This window comes from Pseudomonas sp. Pse79 (genome assembly GCF_024519615.1).
GTDB classification, from domain to species: Bacteria; Pseudomonadota; Gammaproteobacteria; order Pseudomonadales; family Pseudomonadaceae; genus Aquipseudomonas; species Aquipseudomonas veronii.
The window spans coordinates 169,222-189,595 of sequence record NZ_JALJRR010000010.1; the positions used below are offsets into that span (position 1 = coordinate 169,222).

At 61.0% G+C, this 20,374-nt stretch carries 24 protein-coding genes; 13 read left to right on the forward strand and 11 right to left on the reverse strand.

Translation table 11 applies throughout. From position 1 onward, the window contains the following. Positions 1-32 precede the first annotated feature (32 nt). The gene (gene fadD1 / locus NR164_RS15210) at positions 33-1,724 is read left to right on the forward strand and encodes a long-chain-fatty-acid--CoA ligase FadD1 (RefSeq protein WP_017847197.1); all 1,692 of its coding nucleotides are present in this window, start codon (positions 33-35) and stop codon (positions 1,722-1,724) included. Positions 1,725-1,840: 116 nt separating this feature from the next. Here the strand turns inward: fadD1 and NR164_RS15215 are convergent, their stop codons facing one another. Continuing rightward, complete coding sequence (locus NR164_RS15215) at positions 1,841-2,218, reverse strand: hypothetical protein (RefSeq protein WP_017847198.1); 378 nt, start codon at positions 2,216-2,218, stop codon at positions 1,841-1,843. Positions 2,219-2,417: 199 nt separating this feature from the next. Between NR164_RS15215 and NR164_RS15220 the strand changes: the two genes are divergently transcribed. From NR164_RS15220 to def, 3 genes are all read left to right on the forward strand, one after another. Further along, on the forward strand, positions 2,418-2,603 hold the full coding sequence (locus NR164_RS15220) for a CsbD family protein (RefSeq protein WP_046382290.1): 186 nt from the start codon (positions 2,418-2,420) through the stop codon (positions 2,601-2,603). Positions 2,604-2,783: 180 nt separating this feature from the next. Further along, positions 2,784-3,734 (forward strand): YihY/virulence factor BrkB family protein, encoded by a 951-nt coding sequence (locus tag NR164_RS15225; RefSeq protein ID WP_046382291.1) that lies wholly within the window; start codon positions 2,784-2,786, stop codon positions 3,732-3,734. Between the two features lie 3 nt (positions 3,735-3,737). Continuing rightward, positions 3,738-4,277, forward strand: a complete 540-nt coding sequence (gene def, locus NR164_RS15230) for a peptide deformylase (protein WP_026140057.1) — start codon at positions 3,738-3,740, stop codon at positions 4,275-4,277. Positions 4,278-4,320: 43 nt separating this feature from the next. On the opposite strand, the gene NR164_RS15235 is transcribed toward def, so the two are convergent. The 5 genes from NR164_RS15235 to NR164_RS15255 form a co-directional block, all read right to left on the reverse strand. Then, positions 4,321-4,737, reverse strand: a complete 417-nt coding sequence (locus tag NR164_RS15235) for a GNAT family N-acetyltransferase (protein WP_046382292.1) — start codon at positions 4,735-4,737, stop codon at positions 4,321-4,323. A gap of 397 nt (positions 4,738-5,134) precedes the next feature. Further along, the gene (locus NR164_RS15240) at positions 5,135-5,647 is read right to left on the reverse strand and encodes a hypothetical protein (protein WP_046382293.1); all 513 of its coding nucleotides are present in this window, start codon (positions 5,645-5,647) and stop codon (positions 5,135-5,137) included. Between the two features lie 177 nt (positions 5,648-5,824). Further along, positions 5,825-6,250 (reverse strand): hypothetical protein, encoded by a 426-nt coding sequence (locus tag NR164_RS15245; RefSeq protein WP_046489885.1) that lies wholly within the window; start codon positions 6,248-6,250, stop codon positions 5,825-5,827. A 213-nt stretch (positions 6,251-6,463) separates the two neighbouring features. After that, positions 6,464-7,096, reverse strand: a complete 633-nt coding sequence (locus tag NR164_RS15250) for a glutathione S-transferase family protein (RefSeq protein ID WP_017847205.1) — start codon at positions 7,094-7,096, stop codon at positions 6,464-6,466. Between the two features lie 175 nt (positions 7,097-7,271). Then, on the reverse strand, positions 7,272-8,303 hold the full coding sequence (locus tag NR164_RS15255; protein ID WP_162231529.1) for a LacI family DNA-binding transcriptional regulator: 1,032 nt from the start codon (positions 8,301-8,303) through the stop codon (positions 7,272-7,274). 213 nt (positions 8,304-8,516) lie between these two features. On the opposite strand from NR164_RS15255, the gene NR164_RS15260 reads away from it, so the two are divergent. Both NR164_RS15260 and NR164_RS15265 read left to right on the forward strand, forming a co-directional pair. Beyond that, on the forward strand, positions 8,517-9,050 hold the full coding sequence (locus NR164_RS15260; protein ID WP_046382296.1) for a gluconokinase: 534 nt from the start codon (positions 8,517-8,519) through the stop codon (positions 9,048-9,050). An 84-nt stretch (positions 9,051-9,134) separates the two neighbouring features. Then, positions 9,135-10,487, forward strand: a complete 1,353-nt coding sequence (locus NR164_RS15265; RefSeq protein ID WP_046382297.1) for a GntP family permease — start codon at positions 9,135-9,137, stop codon at positions 10,485-10,487. A gap of 141 nt (positions 10,488-10,628) precedes the next feature. Here the strand turns inward: NR164_RS15265 and alaC are convergent, their stop codons facing one another. Then, a complete protein-coding gene (gene alaC / locus NR164_RS15270) occupies positions 10,629-11,846 on the reverse strand; it encodes an alanine transaminase (RefSeq protein ID WP_256822909.1) in 1,218 nt (405 codons plus the stop codon). A 196-nt stretch (positions 11,847-12,042) separates the two neighbouring features. Between alaC and NR164_RS15275 the strand changes: the two genes are divergently transcribed. Next, positions 12,043-12,525 carry a GyrI-like domain-containing protein gene (locus tag NR164_RS15275; RefSeq protein ID WP_017847210.1) on the forward strand — a complete coding sequence of 161 codons (483 nt, stop codon included), beginning with the start codon at positions 12,043-12,045 and terminating at the stop codon, positions 12,523-12,525. A 107-nt stretch (positions 12,526-12,632) separates the two neighbouring features. Here NR164_RS15275 and NR164_RS15280 read toward each other — a convergent pair whose 3' ends face one another. Then, positions 12,633-13,127 (reverse strand): GNAT family N-acetyltransferase, encoded by a 495-nt coding sequence (locus NR164_RS15280; protein WP_017847211.1) that lies wholly within the window; start codon positions 13,125-13,127, stop codon positions 12,633-12,635. A gap of 144 nt (positions 13,128-13,271) precedes the next feature. Between NR164_RS15280 and NR164_RS15285 the strand changes: the two genes are divergently transcribed. The 3 genes from NR164_RS15285 to NR164_RS15295 all read left to right on the forward strand — a co-directional run bounded on the left by NR164_RS15285 (position 13,272) and on the right by NR164_RS15295 (position 15,419). Further along, positions 13,272-13,691 carry a nuclear transport factor 2 family protein gene (locus tag NR164_RS15285; protein WP_046382301.1) on the forward strand — a complete coding sequence of 140 codons (420 nt, stop codon included), beginning with the start codon at positions 13,272-13,274 and terminating at the stop codon, positions 13,689-13,691. A 42-nt stretch (positions 13,692-13,733) separates the two neighbouring features. Beyond that, positions 13,734-14,078, forward strand: a complete 345-nt coding sequence (locus NR164_RS15290; protein WP_177034248.1) for a YciI family protein — start codon at positions 13,734-13,736, stop codon at positions 14,076-14,078. Positions 14,079-14,201: 123 nt separating this feature from the next. Then, positions 14,202-15,419 carry an RNA polymerase sigma factor gene (locus NR164_RS15295; protein WP_256822910.1) on the forward strand — a complete coding sequence of 406 codons (1,218 nt, stop codon included), beginning with the start codon at positions 14,202-14,204 and terminating at the stop codon, positions 15,417-15,419. A 54-nt stretch (positions 15,420-15,473) separates the two neighbouring features. Here the strand turns inward: NR164_RS15295 and NR164_RS15300 are convergent, their stop codons facing one another. After that, the gene (locus NR164_RS15300) at positions 15,474-16,328 is read right to left on the reverse strand and encodes a LysR family transcriptional regulator (protein WP_017847215.1); all 855 of its coding nucleotides are present in this window, start codon (positions 16,326-16,328) and stop codon (positions 15,474-15,476) included. An 87-nt stretch (positions 16,329-16,415) separates the two neighbouring features. On the opposite strand from NR164_RS15300, the gene NR164_RS15305 reads away from it, so the two are divergent. Beyond that, on the forward strand, positions 16,416-16,928 hold the full coding sequence (locus NR164_RS15305) for a multidrug/biocide efflux PACE transporter (protein ID WP_177034252.1): 513 nt from the start codon (positions 16,416-16,418) through the stop codon (positions 16,926-16,928). Here NR164_RS15305 and NR164_RS15310 read toward each other — a convergent pair. After that, positions 16,827-17,585 carry an SDR family NAD(P)-dependent oxidoreductase gene (locus NR164_RS15310; protein WP_126585418.1) on the reverse strand — a complete coding sequence of 253 codons (759 nt, stop codon included), beginning with the start codon at positions 17,583-17,585 and terminating at the stop codon, positions 16,827-16,829. The genes NR164_RS15305 and NR164_RS15310 overlap by 102 nt on opposite strands. 105 nt (positions 17,586-17,690) lie before the next feature. Here NR164_RS15310 and NR164_RS15315 point away from each other — a divergent pair, with 105 nt between their 5' ends. Beyond that, positions 17,691-18,587, forward strand: coding sequence for a LysR family transcriptional regulator (locus NR164_RS15315; protein WP_017847218.1), 897 nt, complete (start codon positions 17,691-17,693; stop codon positions 18,585-18,587). On the opposite strand, the gene NR164_RS15320 is transcribed toward NR164_RS15315, so the two are convergent. Next, entirely contained in the window at positions 18,584-19,501 is a 918-nt protein-coding gene (locus NR164_RS15320; protein ID WP_017847219.1) for a LysR family transcriptional regulator, read from the reverse strand. The two genes, NR164_RS15315 and NR164_RS15320, sit on opposite strands and share 4 nt — an antisense overlap. A 104-nt stretch (positions 19,502-19,605) precedes the next feature. Between NR164_RS15320 and NR164_RS15325 the strand changes: the two genes are divergently transcribed. After that, positions 19,606-20,364 carry a 5-oxoprolinase subunit PxpA gene (locus tag NR164_RS15325; protein ID WP_232590509.1) on the forward strand — a complete coding sequence of 253 codons (759 nt, stop codon included), beginning with the start codon at positions 19,606-19,608 and terminating at the stop codon, positions 20,362-20,364. Positions 20,365-20,374 lie beyond the last annotated feature (10 nt).

Below are 20,374 nucleotides of genomic sequence, written 5' to 3' on the forward strand. Positions count from 1 at the left end.
GATGAATTCGCGTCGCTGAGGAGTGGGCTTCCATGAACGTAGACTTTTGGAAGGATAAGTACCCCGCCGGGATTGCTGCAGACATCAATCCAGACGAGTATCCAAATATTCAGGCGGTACTGAAACAGTCCTGCCAGCGCTTCGCCAACAAACCGGCTTTCAGCAACCTGGGCAAGACAATCACCTATGGTGAGTTGTACGAATTGTCCGGCGCTTTCGCCGCGTACCTGCAACAGCATACCGATTTGAAGCCTGGCGATCGAATCGCCGTGCAACTGCCCAACGTCCTGCAATACCCGGTCGCCGTGTTCGGTGCCATCCGTGCCGGCCTGATCGTGGTCAACACCAACCCGCTGTACACCGCGCGGGAAATGGAACACCAATTCAACGACTCCGGGGCCAAGGCCCTGGTCTGTCTGGCCAACATGGCGCACCTGGCTGAAAAAGTCGTGCCCAAGACTGCCGTCAAACACGTGATCGTCACCGAAGTCGCCGACCTGCTGCCGCCGCTCAAGCGCCTGCTGATCAACAGCGTCATCAAGTACGTGAAGAAAATGGTCCCGGCCTATCACTTGCCCAAGGCGATCAAGTTCAACGACGTGCTGGCCAAGGGGCACGGCCAACCGGTCAATGATGTCAGCCCGGCCAGTAGCGACGTGGCGGTGCTGCAATACACCGGCGGCACCACCGGCGTGGCCAAGGGCGCGATGCTGACCCACCGCAACCTGGTGGCGAACATGCTGCAGTGCAAGGCGCTGATGGGCTCCAACCTCAATGAAGGCTGCGAGATCCTGATCACTCCGCTGCCGCTGTACCACATCTATGCGTTCACCTTTCATTGCATGGCGATGATGTTGATCGGCAACCACAACATCCTGATCAGCAACCCGCGCGATCTGCCGGCGATGGTCAAGGAGCTGTCGAAGTGGAAGTTCAGCGGCTTTGTCGGCCTGAACACGCTGTTCGTGGCGCTGTGCAACAACGAAGGCTTCCGCAAGCTGGACTTCTCTGCGCTGAAAGTCACCCTGTCTGGCGGCATGGCCCTGCAACTGGCCGCAGCTGAGCGCTGGAAGGCCGTGACCGGCTGCGACATCTGCGAAGGCTACGGCATGACCGAGACCAGCCCGGTGGCGACGGTCAACCCGATCCAGAAGATCCAGATCGGCACCATCGGCATTCCGGTGCCGTCGACCTTGTGCAAAGTCATCACCGATGACGGCGTCGAGCTGGGCCTGGGCGAGGTCGGCGAGTTGTGCGTCAAAGGCCCGCAAGTCATGAAGGGCTACTGGCAGCGCGAAGACGCCACCGCCGAGATCCTCGACAGCGAAGGTTGGTTGAAGACCGGTGACATCGCGATCATCCAGCCGGACGGCTACATGCGGATTGTCGACCGTAAAAAAGACATGATTCTGGTCTCCGGTTTCAACGTCTACCCCAACGAACTCGAAGACGTGCTGGCGACCCTGCCGGGCGTGCTGCAGTGCGCGGCCATTGGTGTGCCGGACGAGAAGTCCGGGGAGCACATCAAGATCTTCATCGTGGTCAAGCCGGGCGCCACCCTGACCAAGGACCAGGTGATGGAGCATATGCGTGCCAACGTCACCGGCTACAAGGTGCCCAAGGCCGTGGAATTCCGCGATGCCTTGCCGACCACCAACGTGGGCAAGATCCTGCGTCGCGAATTGCGTGATGAAGAACTGAAGAAACTGGGCCTGAAAAAGTAACCCAGGCCTAAATGTGAGAGGGGGCTTGCTCCCGATGGCAGAGTGTCAGCCACTGCATCGAGTGACTGAACCACCGCTATCGGGAGCAAGCCCCCTCTCACATTCTGACCGCGTTCCTACAGGGTGAATGGCGCGAAGCTGACGCCAGCACCGGCTGGGCGTACATCCTTGAGGAACGAGTCCTTGTCCGCGCTCAGCTCCAGGGTAATCTCTGGCTTGCGCTTGCCCGCATTGCGCACCACCAAGCCTTCGAGCTTTTCACGCAGGAACACCGTCGGCACCTTCAGGTGCAGCAACTGGTCAGTCTCGGCGTTGTGCAGCAACAAGTGAATCCACTCGTACTGGCCCACCGCGATCCGCGCCACCGGCAGGTCGAACCACCAGATGTTGCGTTTGCGGTCCAGGTCGGTGAAGTGGCAGTTGTTGACGCCGAGTACGGCACCGCCCAGTTCCTGGTTTCTGCGGGCGATGGCCTGTGCTTTATTGAGTTTCATAACCTTCCTACGGGATCTGTTATTCAGCGTTGTAGCCTGAATGTGCCGGGCATTCTCGTGGGTTGGCCGCAAAACATAAAGCCAAACCTGCTGCCGGCGATGAAATGCCCGCGTAAAAATAATTGAAACTCTGCCGAACAGCCTTGGGTCAATCTCTAGGTAATGACCAAAACCCCTCGATTGTTCCAGGAGAAATACCATGAGCAGCACATCGGATAAGGTAAAAGGCGTCGCCAACGAAGCAGTCGGCAACATCAAGCAAGGTGTCGGCAAAGTGACCGGCAACGACAAGCTGCGCGCTGAAGGGGTGGTCCAGGAAAAGAAAGGCGAAGTGCAGAAAGCCGTGGGTGATATCAAGGATGCGGTGAAGAAAGCGATCAAGTGACCCTGATTCGCCGGTTGGATTCACCCAGCCCGACGGCCATCCACGGATGGCCGTTTTTGTGTCACCTGAAGCGGTTAATCTTTCGAAATTGTTTCAATGTCGCCAAATAGGCTACCTTGATGTAGAAAACGGCCCCTGAGTCGCCCACGAACCTGACTTTTTGCGGCGAAAGGAGACGCTATGATTTTCCCGGTACTCGATGGTCTCAAGCTGCACCAAGTGCTGGTACGCACGGTCAAGGAATTCGTCAACGACGAGATGTCCACCTACGCCTCGGCACTGGCCTACCAGATGCTGTTCTCGTTGTTTCCGTTCCTGCTGTTTCTCATTGCGTTGATCGGTTTCCTGCATTTGCCGGACTTCTTCACCTGGCTGCGCCTGCAGTCGGAACTGGTGTTGCCGCCCCAGGCCCTCGAGCAGGTCAACCCGGTGATCGACCAGTTGCAGCAGTCCAAGGGCGGCCTGCTTTCGGTGGGTATCGTGATTGCCCTGTGGACCGCGTCGGCCGGCGTGCGCCTGATGATGAGCGCGATGAACGCCGCCTACGACGTGATCGAAGGCCGGCCGATCTGGAAGCGTTTCCCGCTGTCGGTTTTCTACACCGTCGGCATCGCTGGCATGTTGCTCGCCGCCGCCGCGCTGATGGTGCTCGGCCCGCAGGTCATGGAATGGCTGGCAGGGCAGATCGGCATGCAGGAATTCGTGGTCACGCTGTGGACCATCCTGCGCTGGCCGCTGATTGTGATCCTGCTGATGTTCGCCGTGGCCCTCATGTATTACGTGATGCCTGACGTGCAGCAGAAATTCCGCTTCATCACCCCAGGCTCGGTGCTGGCGGTGGTGGTGTGGATCGTCGCGTCCCTGGGCTTTGGCTACTACGTCAAAACCTTCGCCGACTACAACGCCATGTATGGCAGCATCGGCGCGATCATTGTCCTGCTCCTGTACTTCTATATTTCCGCCGCCGTGTTGTTGCTGGGGGCGGAGATGAATGCCGTGATCGAGCACATGTCGGCCGAAGGCAAGGACCCGGGAGAAAAGACATTCGATGAAAACACCCATGCCGGTGAAAAAAAGCACGTCTCCGGTCTTGGCCGAGACCATTCCAAGCCCACTCCCGATGAAGTCTGATTGATGATCCGTGAAATCCTGAAAATGGGCGATGAGCGCCTGCTGCGTATCGCTCCGCCGGTCCCGCCGGAAATGTTCGACAGCCCTGAACTGTGGCAACTGATCGATGACATGTTCCAGACCATGGAGCACGTCGGCGGTGTCGGCCTGGCCGCGCCGCAGATCGGTGTTGACCTGCAATTGGTGATCTTTGGTTTCGAGAGCAGCGAACGCTACCCGGAGGCGCCGGCCGTACCGCAGACGATTTTGATCAACCCACTGATCACGCCGCTCAGTCCGATCATGGAAGAGGGCTTTGAAGGCTGCCTGTCCGTGCCCGGTCTGCGTGGCGCGGTGGACCGTTACCAGCAGATCCGCTACGAAGGTTTCGACCCCAAGGGCGAACCGATCATCCGCATTGCCGATGGCTTCCATGCGCGGGTGGTGCAGCACGAGTGCGATCACCTGATCGGCCGCTTGTACCCGTCGCGGATTACCGATTTCAGCAAGTTCGGGTTCATCGAGGTGATGTTCCCCGACATGGACCCGACGGCCGACGAGTAGCCTCCTGACACAACGCAACGCCAACCTCAGCTCCCACGGGAGGTTACAAGGCGCGTTCCATGCCCATCGCGATCATCGGCTTGTTGCGCTTGTAGCGCACCAACCGTTCGCTGAGGGACTGCGGCAGCACGGTATCCTGGGTGAAACCCATGCGTTGATACCAGCCTTCCAGGTCCGGATGACACATCAGCCAGACCGTACCCTCCCCATCGGCCACCGCTTGACGAATCAAGCGCGCCGCCAGCCCCTGACCGCGATAGGCCGGGTCGACAAACACCCCGGTCAGCCATTGCCCGCCCACCACCGGCGTCAGGCATAAGCCGGCGACGATCTCGCGGTCCCGCGCCACCCACAGACGTCCGCCCTTGAGTGCCTTCATCGGCGAATCGTGGTGGCGATAAAACTTGTTCAGCAGCGGCCACAGGGGCTCTGCCAGCGGTTCGATGTGCAATTCGGGCATGGTGTTCAGGCAGGCGTTATCCAGGGCCGGGGATTATAAGCGCCTAATGTGCGGCAATAGGTGGTATACCCATTGTTACATCCCCTGTAAGTGGAGCATGCATCATGGCCAAAGGTATGGATTCAAAGAAAGCCGCGAAGAAGAAACCGGCAAAGACCGCCGATGAAAAACGCGCTGACAAGAAAGCCAAGAAATCCGAGACAGGGCTGTTCGGTCACTAAGTTGAACGTGTAGAAGCCTACGATCTGCAAGATGTTCCCGCCTTACCGCACAGAGCAGGACACACCTGCTCTGAGCTGTCGATGCCCAACTAGCGTGATGGCACCCAGTGCCGGGAAATCAACGTCCTGGCACACGGCGTTACTGCGCGACCGAATGGCCCCATTGGCCGGGTCGCTTAGATCGCGGCCAAGGTCTCTTTCACCGATTGCGCTTGTGGCTCTGCCGTCTTCACGGCTACCTGCTGCTCTTGCTGTTGCTTCAGACGATCAGCCACTTGCTTGGCGATTGCATCCTGTTTTTCCTGCGGCATTGTCTGCACCTCCGCCTCGGTCAACCCCTGCTCCTTGAGCAACTGTTCGCGAATGCGTTCGGCCGGGGTTTTGCTCATGTAATCGGTGAAGTCTGCGCGCGCGGAACTCGTGGTAGAACCGGCTGCGGGCACATCCGTGGTCGCCGGGGTGGCGGCCGTTGAGGCCTGCAACTGCACGCGGGTCTTGGCGAAGGCTTCGTCGATGCGGTCGGCGGCCTTGTCCAGTTGGGTCTGCGCGGCGGGTACGCTCACACTTTGCTGCGCCGTTTGCAGGGCACCGCTGTACAGCGTGCTGGCGGCGGCGTTGGCGGGGTCCATGTCGGGGCGCTTGAGCTTTTCGACGGTCGACAAGGCTTGAGTGTTGTTGTTAATCAGCATGATCGGTCACCTATGCAAATGTTCGATGCGTCAGCTGGAGCAAATAGCGTGCCGGGTGCACAGCCCCGGTTTTACGGGGGGCTGGCATGGCGCTAGCGGCAAACATTGTTCTGGCGCCGGCCAAACGTTGCCGTCGACAGGCCATCTTGTGCAGTACCTTCCCGGTGGCAGGGCCGTTCAGTCGTGTTTGAAGTCCTCGACGATGAACGATCCGCTCGTGAAGTCCATTTCCAGGGCATGGTGAAGTGCCGCCGTTTTGGCCTTGAAGTGAAAGGACGCCTTCAGGACACGGCCTTGCAGGTACAACACGGTGAATTTTCCGCTGGTTGCCAAATAGGTGCCCTGTTCACCTGACCTCGTGTCGTCAAATTCAAGCCTTACCTTGTGGTCTTCACTGGCCGTTGCACCAATCTCGTAGGTCTCGCCTTCCTTGATATTTTGGTCAATGCTGATTTTAAGCAGGGCGAAATCGGTCATGATCCCGACTGTTGAATTAAAGCCTGACCCGCCATTCAAATGAGCTACAAAGTCTGTGCTAAAGGGAACCGTCCATCCGGCTATTACCCCAGAGATTGCATCGTTTTTACCCAGTACCGAACCCATGATTGCTTCTCCATATTCAAGGGGCAATGTGTTGCACATTGCGTGTGCTTATGAATAGGCGAAGAGGAGAAACGGGGCTACTGTCAGACCTGACAGGTCCCTGCGCTTTCCTGACAGACGGTCTTTCGATGTTTCGAAAAAAGCGTTTTGCCGATTCTGTCGCAGGCACCTGAGAGCTGTGCGTTGAGTCCTTTCACGTTGCCGTCTTTGTGATCAGTCATGGCCGTCGAGGGCGAAGGTCTTAAAGCCGGCATGCTGGCCAAGGCGCTGGTAATACGCGGCAACTGCCGGGTAGGACGGGCGCTCCATCGGCGTCATCTGCCAGCGGTGAACCGAGAGGCCGATGAGGATGTCAGCCAGGGTGAATTCGTCGCCGGCCACGTAGGCACCGGTCTTTGCCAACTGTTGTTCCAGCAGGCCCATCTTGTCGTGCCAGGCTTGCACGCCCGCCTTGATGCGCTGCGGGTCCTGATGATCGGGGCTGTTGCGCACCAAGGCCTGGAAGGCATAGCCCCAGGACGGGTTGAGTTCGGTGGCTTGCCAGTCCATCCACTGCTCGACCCGGGCGCGGGGGGCGGGCTCGAGAGGCAGCAGGTCGTGGCGTTGGTAGAGGTTCACCAGATAGCGACAGATGGTGTTGGACTCCCACAGCACTCCGTGGTCGTCGATCAGCACCGGCACTTGGGCGTTGGGGTTCAGGGCAAGGAATTCGGCGGATTGGGTCGGCTTGAAGCCGATGCCCCAGTCTTCGCGCACATAGTCGATGCCCAGTTCCTGGCAGGTCCAGAGCACTTTGCGCACGTTGATGGACGAAGCGCGACCCAAGATTTTCAGTGAGTGTCCCATGGTGCTTCTCTGGCAGTGGAGAACACTCAATCTAGCAGGGGTCGGGCACTACGGCGATGCCTTCAAGCGGGCACGGTTAAAAATGTGTGTGGGGCCATGGCTTTGCCCACTGGCAATACGCTCAGCTCCCTCAACTGATGAATTGCCAGGGCAACATCGCAATGTCAGCCGCGTCCTACGTGCTCTCCCGCACCTGCAACTCAAACCCCATGTCCACCACCGGCTTGGCGATCTTGTTCCCCGCCATGACCGTCAGCAGATGCTCCGCCGCGCGCCGACCGATGGCCTCGCGCGGCGTGCTGATGCTGCTCAGGCGCGGCACCATGAAGGAGGAGGCGGGCAGGTCGTTGAAACCCAGCACGGCCACGCGCCCCGGGACGTTGATGCCGTGACGCAGGGCTTCGAGCAGCGCGCCCTGGGCCAGGTCGTCGTTGCCGAAGAAGATCGCATCCACATCCGGATGGGCCGCCAGCAACTGCAAGAACAACTCGCCGCCCAGGCCCACGGAGGAGGGGCGTGGCGTCAACAGTTCCAGCGCCGGGTCGTACAGCCCGGCCTGTTGCAACGCACGGCGGAAGCCTTCGCCGCGCAGCAAGGTGCGTTGGTCCAGTTGCGCGCCGATATACGCCAGGCGCTTGCGCCCACGGGACAGCAAATGCGCCGCCGCCGTCTCACCCGCCGCCAACTGCGAAAAGCCCACGCAGTTCACGCCAGCGTTGGGGTCCAGATCCATCATGTACACGCACGGCACATTGCTGGCCTCGACCATCCGTCGCGCGCTTTCGGTCCGATCGAACCCGGTCAGCAGCAAACCCCGCGGCTGGTAGGCCATGTAGTTGCGCAGCAAAGTCTCTTCTTCGTCGCGGGAATAGTGGGAGTTGCCGATCAGCACTTCAAAGCCCTTGGGCCGCAGCACCTGGTGGATCGCTTCGAGGGTTTCGATAAACAGCAGGTTGGACAGCGAGGGCACCAGCACCACCACCGAATGGCTCTGGGCCGAGGCCAGGGCGCGGGCGGCGGGGTTGACCACGTAGTTCAACTCGGCGGCGGCCCGTTGCACTTTTTCCACCAGTTCGGTGGCCACGGTGCTGATGCCACGCAAGGCGCGGGAAGCGGTAATCGGGCTGACGCCGGCCAGGCGGGCGACTTCATTGAGGGTCGGGCGACCCGTGGTGCGCGTATTTTTATCGTTCTTGGAGGTCATCAGGCGGCTTGCCAAACAAAAATCGAGGCACTAAGGTAGCGCTGTCTCCAAACGGCTGCAAATGCTTGAATGCTGGGTTGCCTGATCCAGTTCAAATGCTTGGAGCGGATGCACGCGTCACTCCATAAAAAAAGACAAGACGGCGCGGGAAAAGCCTGTTTTTGCACTAGCCTTACAGCGTGCAAAGGTAGCGCTATCTGCGTCCTGAGGTGTTTCATGAGTCAACCTGTTACCGCCCTGGTCATCATGGGTGTCGCCGGCTGCGGCAAGACCAGCGTCAGCGAGGCCGTGTGCCGTCTGAACGGTGCCACCGCCATTGAAGGCGACAGCTTTCACCCCGCCGCGAACATCGAAAAAATGAGCGCCGGCCACCCCCTCGACGACAACGACCGCGCCGGCTGGCTCGACATCCTGTGCGATGAGTTGCGCCGTTCGCTCAAGGCCGGCGAACACCCGGTCCTCACCTGTTCCGCATTGAAAAAGAAATACCGCGACCACCTGCGCGAAGCCGCGCCGGGCCTGGGCTTTGTGTTTCTGGAACTGAACCGCGAAGTCGCCGCCGACCGCGTGTCCCATCGGCCCGGGCATTTCATGCCGGCAAGCCTGATCGACAGCCAGTTCGCCACCCTTGAGTCGCCCATCGGCGAGCCGCTGACCCTGGCCCTCAACGCCAGCGAAGACAGCGTCGAGGCGTTGGCCGAGCAAACCCATGCGTGGTGGTGCAAACACGGTTTTGAACCAGCTCATTAATTTTTGTGTCGGAAAAGATAGCGCTATCTCCGACAACAAATTCAACACCCGCTTTAATAACAACAACAAACAGGAGAGACCCCCATGTTTGGCATGTCCCACGAGTCCTACCTGCTGCTTGATGCAGTGGTCACTATCATTGGTCTGATCTTCTTGATCACCAAGTTCAAGGTTCACCCGTTTATCGCGTTGATCATCGCCGCCGGCTTCCTTGGCCTGACCTCGGGCATGCCCGTGGACAAGATCATCAAGGCCTTCCAGGACGGCTTCGGCGGGGTGCTCGGCTTTGTCGGCATTATCCTCGCGCTGGGTACGATGCTCGGCAAGATGATGGCCGAATCTGGCGGTGCCGATCAGATCGCCCAGACCCTGATCCGCGCCTTCGGCAAGGAAAAGGTCCAGTGGGCGATGATGTTCGCCGCGTTCCTGGTGGGTATCCCGCTGTTCTTCGAGATCGGTTTTGTGTTGCTGATCCCGCTGGTGTTTATCGTCGCGCGCCGTACCGGCGTGTCGCTGATCAAGATCGGCATCCCGCTGCTCGCCGGCCTGTCGGCGGTCCATGGCCTGGTGCCACCGCACCCGGGCCCGCTGCTGGCCATCGGCGTGTTTGGCGCGGACATCGGCAAGACCATTCTGTACGGCCTGATCGTCGCGCTGCCGACTGCCATCATCGCCGGCCCGATCTTCGGTACGTTCATCGCCAAGTACATCCCGGGCAATCCGTCCCAGGAACTGATCGACCAACTGGCCCGCGAGTCGGAGCACAAGACGCTGCCGAGCTTCAGCATCACCCTGATCACCGTGCTGTTGCCGGTATTCCTGATGCTGCTGAAAACCTTCGCCGACATCGCCTTGGTCGACGGTCATGTGGTGCGCAACTGGATGGACATGATCGGTCACCCGATCAGTGCCTTGCTGCTGGCGTTGCTGCTGTCGCTGTACACCTTCGGTCATCGCCAGGGCATCCACTCCAAGCAGATCCTCAAGCTGCTCGACGCCAGCCTGGCGCCGACCGCCGCGATCATCCTGATCATCGGTGCCGGTGGTGGTTTCAAACAGATGCTGGTGACCAGCGGCGTGGGCGACGTGATCGGCCATATGGCGGTGAACGCGCAGATCAACCCGATCCTGCTGGCGTGGCTGGTGGCGGCGGTGATTCGGGTGGCGACCGGTTCGGCGACAGTCGCGACCATCACTGGCGCAGGCATCGTGGTGCCGGTGGTGGGCATGATTCCGGGGGTTAACCGCGAGCTACTGGTGTTGGCGACGGGGGCGGGTTCGTTGATCCTGTCTCACGTCAACGATGCGGGGTTCTGGCTGGTGAAGCAGTACTTCAACATGACCGTGGCCGAGACGTTCAAGACCTGGACGGCGATGGAGACCATTCTGTCGGTGGTGGCGCTGATCTTCATCATGTTGCTGTCGTTGGTGGTGTGACAGACACACCGTAAGGCAAGGGTGCAAACCCAATCCAAATGTAGGAGGGGGCTTGCCCCCGATAGCGGTGTTTCAGTCACCCGATACAGTGACTGACACCCTGCCATCGGGAGCAAGCCCCCTCCCACATGTTTGACTGAGTTAGACGCCGTTTTTTGGTAAGAGGCCATCGGCGCGGAACATCCCGCGAATCCCGCGTACCGCCTGGCGAATCCGGTCCTGGTTCTCGATCAGCGCAAAGCGCACATGGTCGTCGCCATATTCACCAAAGCCAATCCCCGGCGATACACAGACCTTGGCTTCCAGCAGCAGCTTCTTGGCAAACTCCAGCGAGCCCATGGCGGCATACGCTTCGGGGATCTTGGCCCAGACGTACATCGACGCCTTGGGATTCTCCACCATCCAGCCCAACTCATGCAGGCCTTTGACCAGTACATTGCGGCGCTGGCGGTACTGCTCGGCGATGTCTTTCACGCACTGTTGGTCGCCTTCCAGCGCGGCAATCGCCGCCACTTGCAGCGGGGTGAAGGTGCCGTAGTCGTGGTAGCTCTTGATCCGCGCCAGGGCGTTGACCAGTTCTGCGTTGCCCACCATGAAACCAATGCGCCAGCCGGCCATGTTGTAGCTCTTGGACAGGGTGAAAAACTCCACCGCAATGTCCTTGGCGCCCGGCACCTGCATGATCGACGGGGCTTTCCAGCCGTCGTAGACGATGTCGGCGTAGGCCAGGTCATGCACCACCAGCACGTCGTACTGCTTGGCCAGGGCGATCACCCGCTCGAAGAAATCCAGCTCCACGCACTGCGCGGTCGGGTTGGACGGGAACCCCAGGATCATCATCTTCGGCTTGGGAATCGAACCGCGAATCGCCCGTTCCAGCTCGGCGAAAAAGTCCACGCCCGGAATCAACGGCACCGAACGCACCTGGGCGCCGGCAATCACGGCACCGTAGATATGAATCGGGTAGCTCGGGTTGGGCACCAGTACGGTGTCGCCCTGGTCCAGGGTGGCCAGCATCAAGTGCGCCAGGCCTTCCTTGGAACCGATGGTGACGATGGCTTCCGACTCGGGGTCGATATCCACTTCATAACGGTCCTTGTACCAGCGCGAAATCGCCCGGCGCAGGCGCGGAATGCCTTTGGAGGTGGAGTAGCCGTGGGTGTCTTCACGCTGGGCGACGGTGACCATTTTTTCCACGATATGTGGTGGGGTCGGGCCGTCAGGGTTGCCCATGCTCAAGTCGATGATGTCTTCGCCGCGCCGACGCGCAGCCATCTTCAGCTCGGCAGTGATATTGAAAACGTAGGGGGGGAGTCGATCTATGCGCGCAAAGCGGCGCGGCAAACCTTGGTCGGCCATTGTTGCCTCGAAAGTACGTAAGCGCCCGGAACCGTCCGAGCGACGTCGGCCACTGCGGTGGCCTGCGGGGCAGACAATACGGTTGATGATGGCCAGTTGTCCAGATGCGTAGGAAAAATTTCTACATGCAGTGCAATCCGGATATACCCCTATACTCAATACGGGTTTGTTCTCTCATAAGAAGGAGACTGTTCAGATGGATCAGCAGACGCAACAACCGTTAGAGCCGCGCATGGAAGAGGGCAAGGCCCTGGTGATCGCCGGGGTGCAAGGGCATTATTCGAAGGCCACCACCGGGGATATTCCCAAGTTGTGGGGCGTTTTTGACGAGAGCGTCAAATACATCAAAAAGCGTTTGGGCGGCTTTACCTACGGGGTTTGTCATAACCCCAGACACGATGAGTTCGACTACATCGCCGGGGTTGAAGTCCCCGCCAAGGGCGATGTGCCGAGCAATTTCGAGTTCATCGAAATCCCGCCGCATCACTATGCCGTGTTCGCGCACTACGGCGAGGTGCACGCGTTGCCGCAGACCTACGAGCGGATCATGTTCGAATGGTTGCCGCATTCCGGGTACAAGGTTGCCGGCGTGGATTTCGAGCGGTACAGCGCGGATTTTGATGTGAGAAAGGGCCTCGGCACCGTGGAGGTCTGGCTGCCTGTGGAAGCAAAGGCCTGAAGCGCCGGCCGAAGATGATGGCGACTCTTCGGCCGTTTTTCCTGCGCGGGAATGCTCATGATCCAGCGTCCCCTCAAGCGTTGGTCGCTGTCATCTCTACGTGACATCTACTGCGGCTCCAAGCCCCGACTCAAACGGCGCTCATACCCGACCCGCCCTTTGTACGCCTCCCCGCGATCCACCCAGCCCAGCCCCAGGTACAAGCCCATCGCCGCGACATTGTGCGTGTCCACCGACAACTCCAGCGCCTTGATCTGCGGCCAGGCCTGAAGCGCCGCCGCGGGTAGCGCCTGCAGGCAGGCTTTGCCAAATCCCCGGCCCTGTTGGCTGCGATCCACCTGCAACGCGTGCAGCGTGGCGCTGTGGGCATCGGCCCAATGGGGCAGGCATGGCGGGCATTTGAGCAGGAGGAAGGCCACGGGCACATCGTCGGCCAGCAGCGCAAAGCCTTTGATGCCGGGGCTGGGGTTGACCAGCAGGGTGTTGAGTGCGCAATACATGTCGCCGCAAAACGGCAACTGCTCAGGGTGAACTTCGATCGCGCCGACTTGCTGTGTTTGCACAGCGTTCAGCGCCTCGTAGGCGACAAGGCGGGTTTGCATCGGGGCGTCCGAACGGCTGCAAAGAAGGGCGCAGTCTATCGGGTTTGCACGCTGCGAGATTTTTTTTCAGCGCGCTGTCGATCGGGCGACGGGCCATTCGACTAAGGGTGTCTCTGAAGATTTTCACCCCCCAGGAGTATCGCCATGAACACTGCAATCCACACCCTGATCAAACAATGGAAACAAGCCGTCGTCGCCAAGGACATCGATAAGATTGTCAGCTTTTACGCCGACGATATCATCGCGTTCGACGCGGTTAGCGCCCTGCAGTTCAAGGGTAAGGCGGCCTACCGCGCGCACTGGCAGGCGTGCATGGAAGTCTGCCCCGGCCCCGGTGTGTTCGACTTCCATGAGTTGCATATCGTCGCCGCCGACAACAGCGCCTTTGCCCATTGGCTGGCTCACTGCGGTGGCACCGGCCCGGACGGCGTGCTCAAGACCTGCTGGATGCGCGTCACCGTCGGTTACCAGCGTGTCGACGGCCAATGGAAGGTGGTGCATGAGCATTGGTCGGCCCCCTTCGACATGGCCACCGGCGTCGCGCTGTTCGACCTGAAACCTTGAGCCCCGCGAACTATAGTCAGTAGTCCGAAAACGGAGAACGCCATGAAATACCTGTGCCTGATCTACAGCAACGAACAGGTGCTGCACACCGCGCCGGACAGTCCGGCCGACCCGGAGTGCTTCGCCTACGCGCAGTCCGTCGAAAAGAGCGGGCGCATGCTCGCCGCTGAGCCGCTGGAGTCGGTGAGCACCGCCACCACTGTGCGTATGCGCAATGGCAAGCTGTCGATCACCGACGGGCCGTTTGCCGAAACCAAGGAGCAGTTGGCCGGGTTTTACCTGATCGAAGCCCGGGACTTGAACGAAGCGCTCCAGGTCGCCGGCGGCATTCCGGCGGCCCGGGTCGGTAGTGTGGAAGTACGCCCCGTGCGCCAATTGAATCTCTGAACACAAAACACCCATAACATAAACAGGAGGTTTACCCATGAACACTCAACCTGCCGAATGTGAACGGTTTATCAAACCTGGGGGCGACGCGCCCAATCGCCCGGTGACCCAGGATCTGCCCGATTGACCCCTCCGATCGAGACGATTTACCGCCGCGAATCACGGCGCGTGCTGGCGACGCTGATTCGCTTGCTCGGCGATTTCGACCTGGCCGAGGAAGCGCTGCACGAGGCGTTCCTGGTCGCCATGCAGCGCTGGGAGCACGACGGCGTGCCGAGCAATCCGCGGGCATGGCTGGTCTCGACCGGGCGCTTCAAGGCCATCGATCGCCTGCGCCGCCAGGCCCGTTTCACCCCGTTATTGCAGGCGCAGGCCGATGCGCTGGCAGCGGCCGATTGGGACGACGAAGACGTGGAAGACGACCGCCTGCGCCTGATCTTCACCTGCTGCCACCCGGCGCTGGCGGCTGACGCCCAAGTGCCGTTGACCTTGCGTGAAATCTGCGACCTGACCACCGAAGAAATCGCCCGCGCCTTTTTGGTTCCGCCGGCCACCATCGCCCAGCGGATCGTGCGGGCCAAGGGCAAGATCCGCGAGGCGAAGATTCCCTATCAGGTGCCGTCGCTGGCCGAATTGCCCGAGCGCCTCGACAGCGTGCTGCGTGTGATTTACCTGGTGTTCAACGAAGGCTACTCGGCGTCGATGGGCACGGATCTCACGCGCGACGACCTGACCCGTGAAGCCATCCGCCTCGGCCGTTTGTTGCTGGAGTTGCTGCCGGAGCCGGAAGTCATGGGCTTGCTGGCATTGATGCTGCTGCACGAGTCGCGCCGCCCGGCGCGGACCTCGGCCAGCGGCGAATTGGTGCTCCTGGACGAACAGGACCGAGCATTGTGGGATGCATCCCTGATTGCCGAAGGCTGCGCACTGGTGGAGCAAGCGCTGACGACCCGGCGCTTTGGGCCCTATGGCTTGCAGGCGGCGATTGCGGCGGTACATGCCGAAGCGCCGAGTGCCGAGCACACCGACTGGCCGCAGATTGTCGGGCTATACGATGTGCTGCTCAGCACCGTGCCGTCGCCCGTGATCGAACTGAACCGCGCAGTGGCGCTGGCCATGCGCGATGGGCCGTTGGCCGGATTGCAACAGGTGGAGGCGATTCTGGCGCGGGGCGAATTGCTGGACTATCACCTGGCGTATTCGGCGCGTGGCGAATTCTGCCGACAATTGGGGCGGCTGGACGAGGCGCGGCTGGCGTATGAAAAAGCCCTGTCTCTGACCCGGCAAACCCCGGAAAAGCACTTCCTCGAGCGCCGCCTGGCCAGCCTGACCCCGATCTAGCGTCCAACGCATTTCCACTGTGGGACCACCAAGCGCTGCCTGCTCTGGACGAACTCAATCGAGCATCTGCCCCAACAACCAACTCCCCGCAGGCCCCGGCGGATATTGCCGCGACCACAGCGCATCCACCGCCACCGAGCGCGGCCAACTGCGCACGCTCAGTTCAATCAGCCCGGCATTGCCAAAGCGTTCCACCAACCAGCGCGGCAGTGCGGCCCAGCCAAAACCGAGCTGGGCCATTTCCATCAGCATCAGAAAACTCGGCGCCGACCAGACGCGGCCCATGGGGCGGGTTTCATTCGGGTTGATGATGCTCGCCAGGCGCAGCTCACGGTGTTGCTGCAACACCTGTTGGTTGACGCTTTCCAGGCTGGCCAAGGGGTGCGTGGGCGCGACGAACAGGGCAATTTCGGTGCGCTCTTCCACTGGCGAACGGCTCAGGTCGGGTGGGTAAACCTCCTGGGCCTCCACCAGGGCAATCTGGGCCCGGCCACTTTGCACCAGGGCTATCAGGTCTTCGCACTCGGCGATCAGCCATTCCAGTTCCAGGTCGGGGTAGCGTTGCTCAAAGGCCTTGAGCGCAAGCTCGAAGCGCTCCGACTGGTAGGTGTCGGACATCGCAATCGTCACTTTCGCCTCCAACCCCTGGGATAGCTGACTTGCCGCCAGCGCCAGCCGACTGCTTGCCTCCAGCACCTGCTCGGCGCGTTGCAGCAGCACGTGGCCAGCGGCGGTCAGCGTCGGCTTGCGGCTGCTGCGGTCGAACAGCAGCACATCGAGGTCAATCTCCAGGCTCGCCACCGCCGCGCTGACGGTGGACTGGCTCTTGCCCAGCTTGCGTGCCGCCGCAGAAAAAGAGCCTTGGGTCGCGGCCTGAACAAAGGCCTGGAGCACTTCATGGGAGGCCATGACTATCGCCTTTATCGATGGTTATTGGTTATGAAGTATCGATACAAAACGCAATGATGGCAACACAGTCACTCACGGAGCCGGGGCATGAACCCTACCAAGTCGATTACTGAACGTGTGTGCCAGGCCATCGGTTTCGAGGCCCTGGCGTTGTTGATCTGCACGCCGTTGCTGGCGTGGATCATGGACAAGCCCGCGGTGGAAATGGGCATGGTCACCCTGGCAATCAGCCTGATGGCGCTGACCTGGAACGTGATTTTCAACGGCCTGTTCGACCGCATCAAGGCACGCCTGCAACTGGCCAACAACGGCTGGACCCGAGTGTTGCACGCCTTGCTGTTTGAAGGCGGGCTGGTCCTGATGTGCGTGCCGTTGATTGCCGCGTGGCTGAACATCAGCCTGCTGCAGGCGTTTATCCTCGATATCGGCGTGTTGCTGTTTTTCCTGCCGTACACCTACGTGTACCACTGGGGCTACGACGTGATGCGCGAAAAGCTCTTACAGAAACATGCCGCCCGAAGCCTCGATCCGCTGGCCGGTGATCCAGTGGCTACCGTCCGCCAGCAGGCTGGCAATGGCCCCGCCGATATCATCCGGTAACCCGGCGCGGCCCAGGGCGGTGTTATTGGCGACCATCGCGTTGAGGTTGGCGTTGTCGCGCACGGCGCCGCCGCCGAAGTCGGTTTCGATGGCGCCCGGCGCGAGGATGTTGACGCTGATACCGCGCGCGCCGAGCTCTTTGGCCTGGTAGCGGGTCAGCACTTCCATGGCGCCTTTCATCGCCGCATACGCGGCATAGCCGGGCAGGCTGAAACGGGCGAGGCCGCTGGAGATATTGAGGATGCGGCCACCGTCACGGATCAGCGGCAGCAGTTTCTGGGTCAGGAAAAACGGGCCTTTGAATTGAATCGCGACCAGTTGGTCGAACTGCGCTTCGCTGGTCTCGGCAAAGCTGGCGTGGATGCCGATACCGGCGTTGTTGATCAGAAAGTCGAAATCATCCCGTGCGAAAACACGCTTGAGCACGCCGCTGACGGCTTCGACGAACGCGTCGAAGGTGGCGCTCTGGCTCACATCCAGTTTCAGCATGGCGGCGCGGCCACCCCATTGTTCGATCTGCTCGACCACTGCCTGGGCTTCATCCGCCTGGCTGTGGTAAGTGCCGATGATATCCACGCCTTGTGCGGCCAGGCGCAACGCAGCGCTTCTACCCAAGCCGCGGCTGGCGCCGGTGATCAGTGCGATTTTGCGGGTCATGGTGCAGTCCTCTGAGGTGATCGTGGGAATGAGTGTATTTGTCCGCCTGTAACGTGATAAACAGCGGTAAAGCGAAATCACTGGCCGGAAAAAGCGAACAATCCCATGAACAAACTGGAGTTGCTGCGCACCTTCGTGCGCGTCACCGAACTGTCGAGTTTCACCGGCGCCGGCGAGAGCCTGGGCCTGCCGCGTTCCACGGTGTCCGAGCATGTGCAGGCACTGGAAGAACTGCTCGGCGCGCGCCTGCTGCAGCGCACCACGCGCAAGGTGCAGGCGACCCAGGACGGCCGTGTGCTGTATGAACGCAGCAAGGACTTGCTTGCGCACATGGAGGAACTGGAGGGCTTGTTTCGCCAGGACGAAACACAACTGACCGGACGCATTCGGGTGGACCTGCCGACCATGATGGCGCGGGATTTGATCCTGCCGCGCCTGCCGCATTTCATGGACGCGCACCCGTTGATCGAGCTGGAAATCAGCGCCACCGACCGTCAGGTCGACCTGCTGGCCGAGGGGTTCGATTGCGTGCTGCGCGTCGGTGCACAGCCGGACCAGTCGGTGGTCGCCCGGTTGTTGTGCAGCATGCCGATGATCAACTGCGTGAGCGCGGGCTACCTGCAACGCTATGGCGTGCCGCGGACGCTGGCCGACCTGGCCGACCACCACTTGGTGCATTACGTGCGCCCGCTGGGTTCGCGCTCGGCGGGGTTCGAATACCTGCAGGGCAACAAGGTGCAGCGCCTGCCCATGGCCGGGCGGGTCACGGTCAACAGCACTGATGCCTACAAGTCGGCTTGCCTGGGCGGTTTCGGGATTATCCAGGTGCCGGCCCTGGGCATTGGCGATCAGTTGGCCAGTGGCGAACTGGTGGCGGTTTTGCCGGAATACCCGGCGCCGCCGTTGGACGTGTCCCTGCTCTATGCCGGGCAGCGGCATTTACCGCTGCGGGTGCGGGTGTTCATGGACTGGTTGGCCGCGACGCTGCAAGCCCAACTCTAACGCCGTGCCGACAACTGCTGCGGGGCCAGGAAGGCGTCGTGGAAGTAGTCCCGGAACGCCTGCATCGCCGGGGTAAATGCGCGCTCGCGGTGCCAGGCCAGGCCGACGCTCATGGGCGTCACCGGGTCGGTCACGGTCAGGGTTTCGATGCGCTTGCCTTCCAGGGACCAGGGCCGATGCACCAGGTCCGACAGGATCGCCACGCCGCTGCCATTGGCGACCATGCTGCGCACCGCTTCCACCGAACTGGTGCGCAGCCGCACCTTGGGCGTTTGCCCGGCCTGTTCCCAGTAGCGCATGGCACTGTGTTCGGCTTCGTCGACAGTCAGCAGGATGTAGGGCTCGCGGGCCACGTCCGCCAGGCTGACGGCGCCGCGTTCGCATAATGGGTGATGACTGGGCAGCCACAGGCGGCGTTCGGAGTTGAAGAGGATTTCCGACACGATATCCGCGTGGGTGAGGTTGGCGGTGAGCACCACGGCCATGTCGAACTGGCCGTCGAGCAGGCCGTGTTCGATGGCCTGGCGCTCCTGCTCGAACACCTCGATGGTCACGTCCGGGTGCCAGTGTTCCATGCGCTGCAGATGGTGCGGCAGGAAGTAACCGAGCACCGTGTAACTGGCGGCGACCCTTAGCACGCCGCTGGCGCGGTAGTCGGGCAATGGGCTGTTCAGCGCGTCGTCGACACTGCGCACGATCACATAGGCGCGGTTGAGAAAGTGCCGCCCGGCGTCGGTCAGGTTCATGCCCTGGGCCGAACGCACGAACAATTGCACGCCGAGCATCGCCTCCAGTTCCTTGATCGCCGTGGTCACGGCCGATTGGGAGATGTTCAGGTGAATCGCCGCCTGGGAAATCTGGCCGATCTCGGCGGTGGCGACGAAGTAGCGGATTTGGCGCAAGGTCAGCGACATGGCGATATCTGTTTTTCAGAAGATAGGCCATCTGATAATAGATCTTCCCAAGGGGTCAAGCCGCAGCCTACTTTTCAGCATCACCTTTGGCGGAGCGACTTTTCATGCAGGCAGTGGATTTCAATTCAGACATGGGCGAAGGCTTCGGCCCCTGGACGATCGGCGATGGCGTCGATGCCGAGCTGATGGCCTACATCAGCTCGGCCAATATCGCCACCGGCTTCCACGCCGGCGACCCCGGCACCATGCGCCGCACCGTCGCACGCGCCAAGCAACTGGGGGTCGCCATCGGCGCCCATCCGGGCTTTCGCGACCTGGTGGGCTTCGGTCGCCGCCATATCAACGCGCCGGCCCAGGAGTTGGTGGACGACATGCTCTACCAGCTCGGCGCCCTGCGTGAAATCGCCCGCGCCCAGGGTGTGCCCGTGCAACACATCAAGCCCCACGGCGCGCTCTACATGCACCTGGCCCGCGATGAAGACGCCGCGCGGTTGTTGGTGCAAAACCTGCAACTGATTGAGCCGACACTGTTGCTGTACTGCATGCCGAATTCGGTGATCTGGCGCATTGCCAGGGAACTGGGGCAGCCGGTGGTGCGTGAGTTCTACGCCGACCGCGAGTACGACCTGAGCGGCTCCATCGTGTTCACCCGCACGGTGCGCGCCCTCGACCCTGCCACCGTCGCGGCGCGGGTCCTACGGGCTTGTCAGACGGGTCTTGTACGCACCGTAGAAGGCGAAGACCTGTTTATCGAATTCGATTCCATCTGCCTGCACAGCGACACCCCCGGCGCCCTGGAATTGGTCGAAGCCACCCGTGAAGCCCTGGACCAAGCAGGCATTGCGGTCAGAACACCCGAATAAGATCGACCCC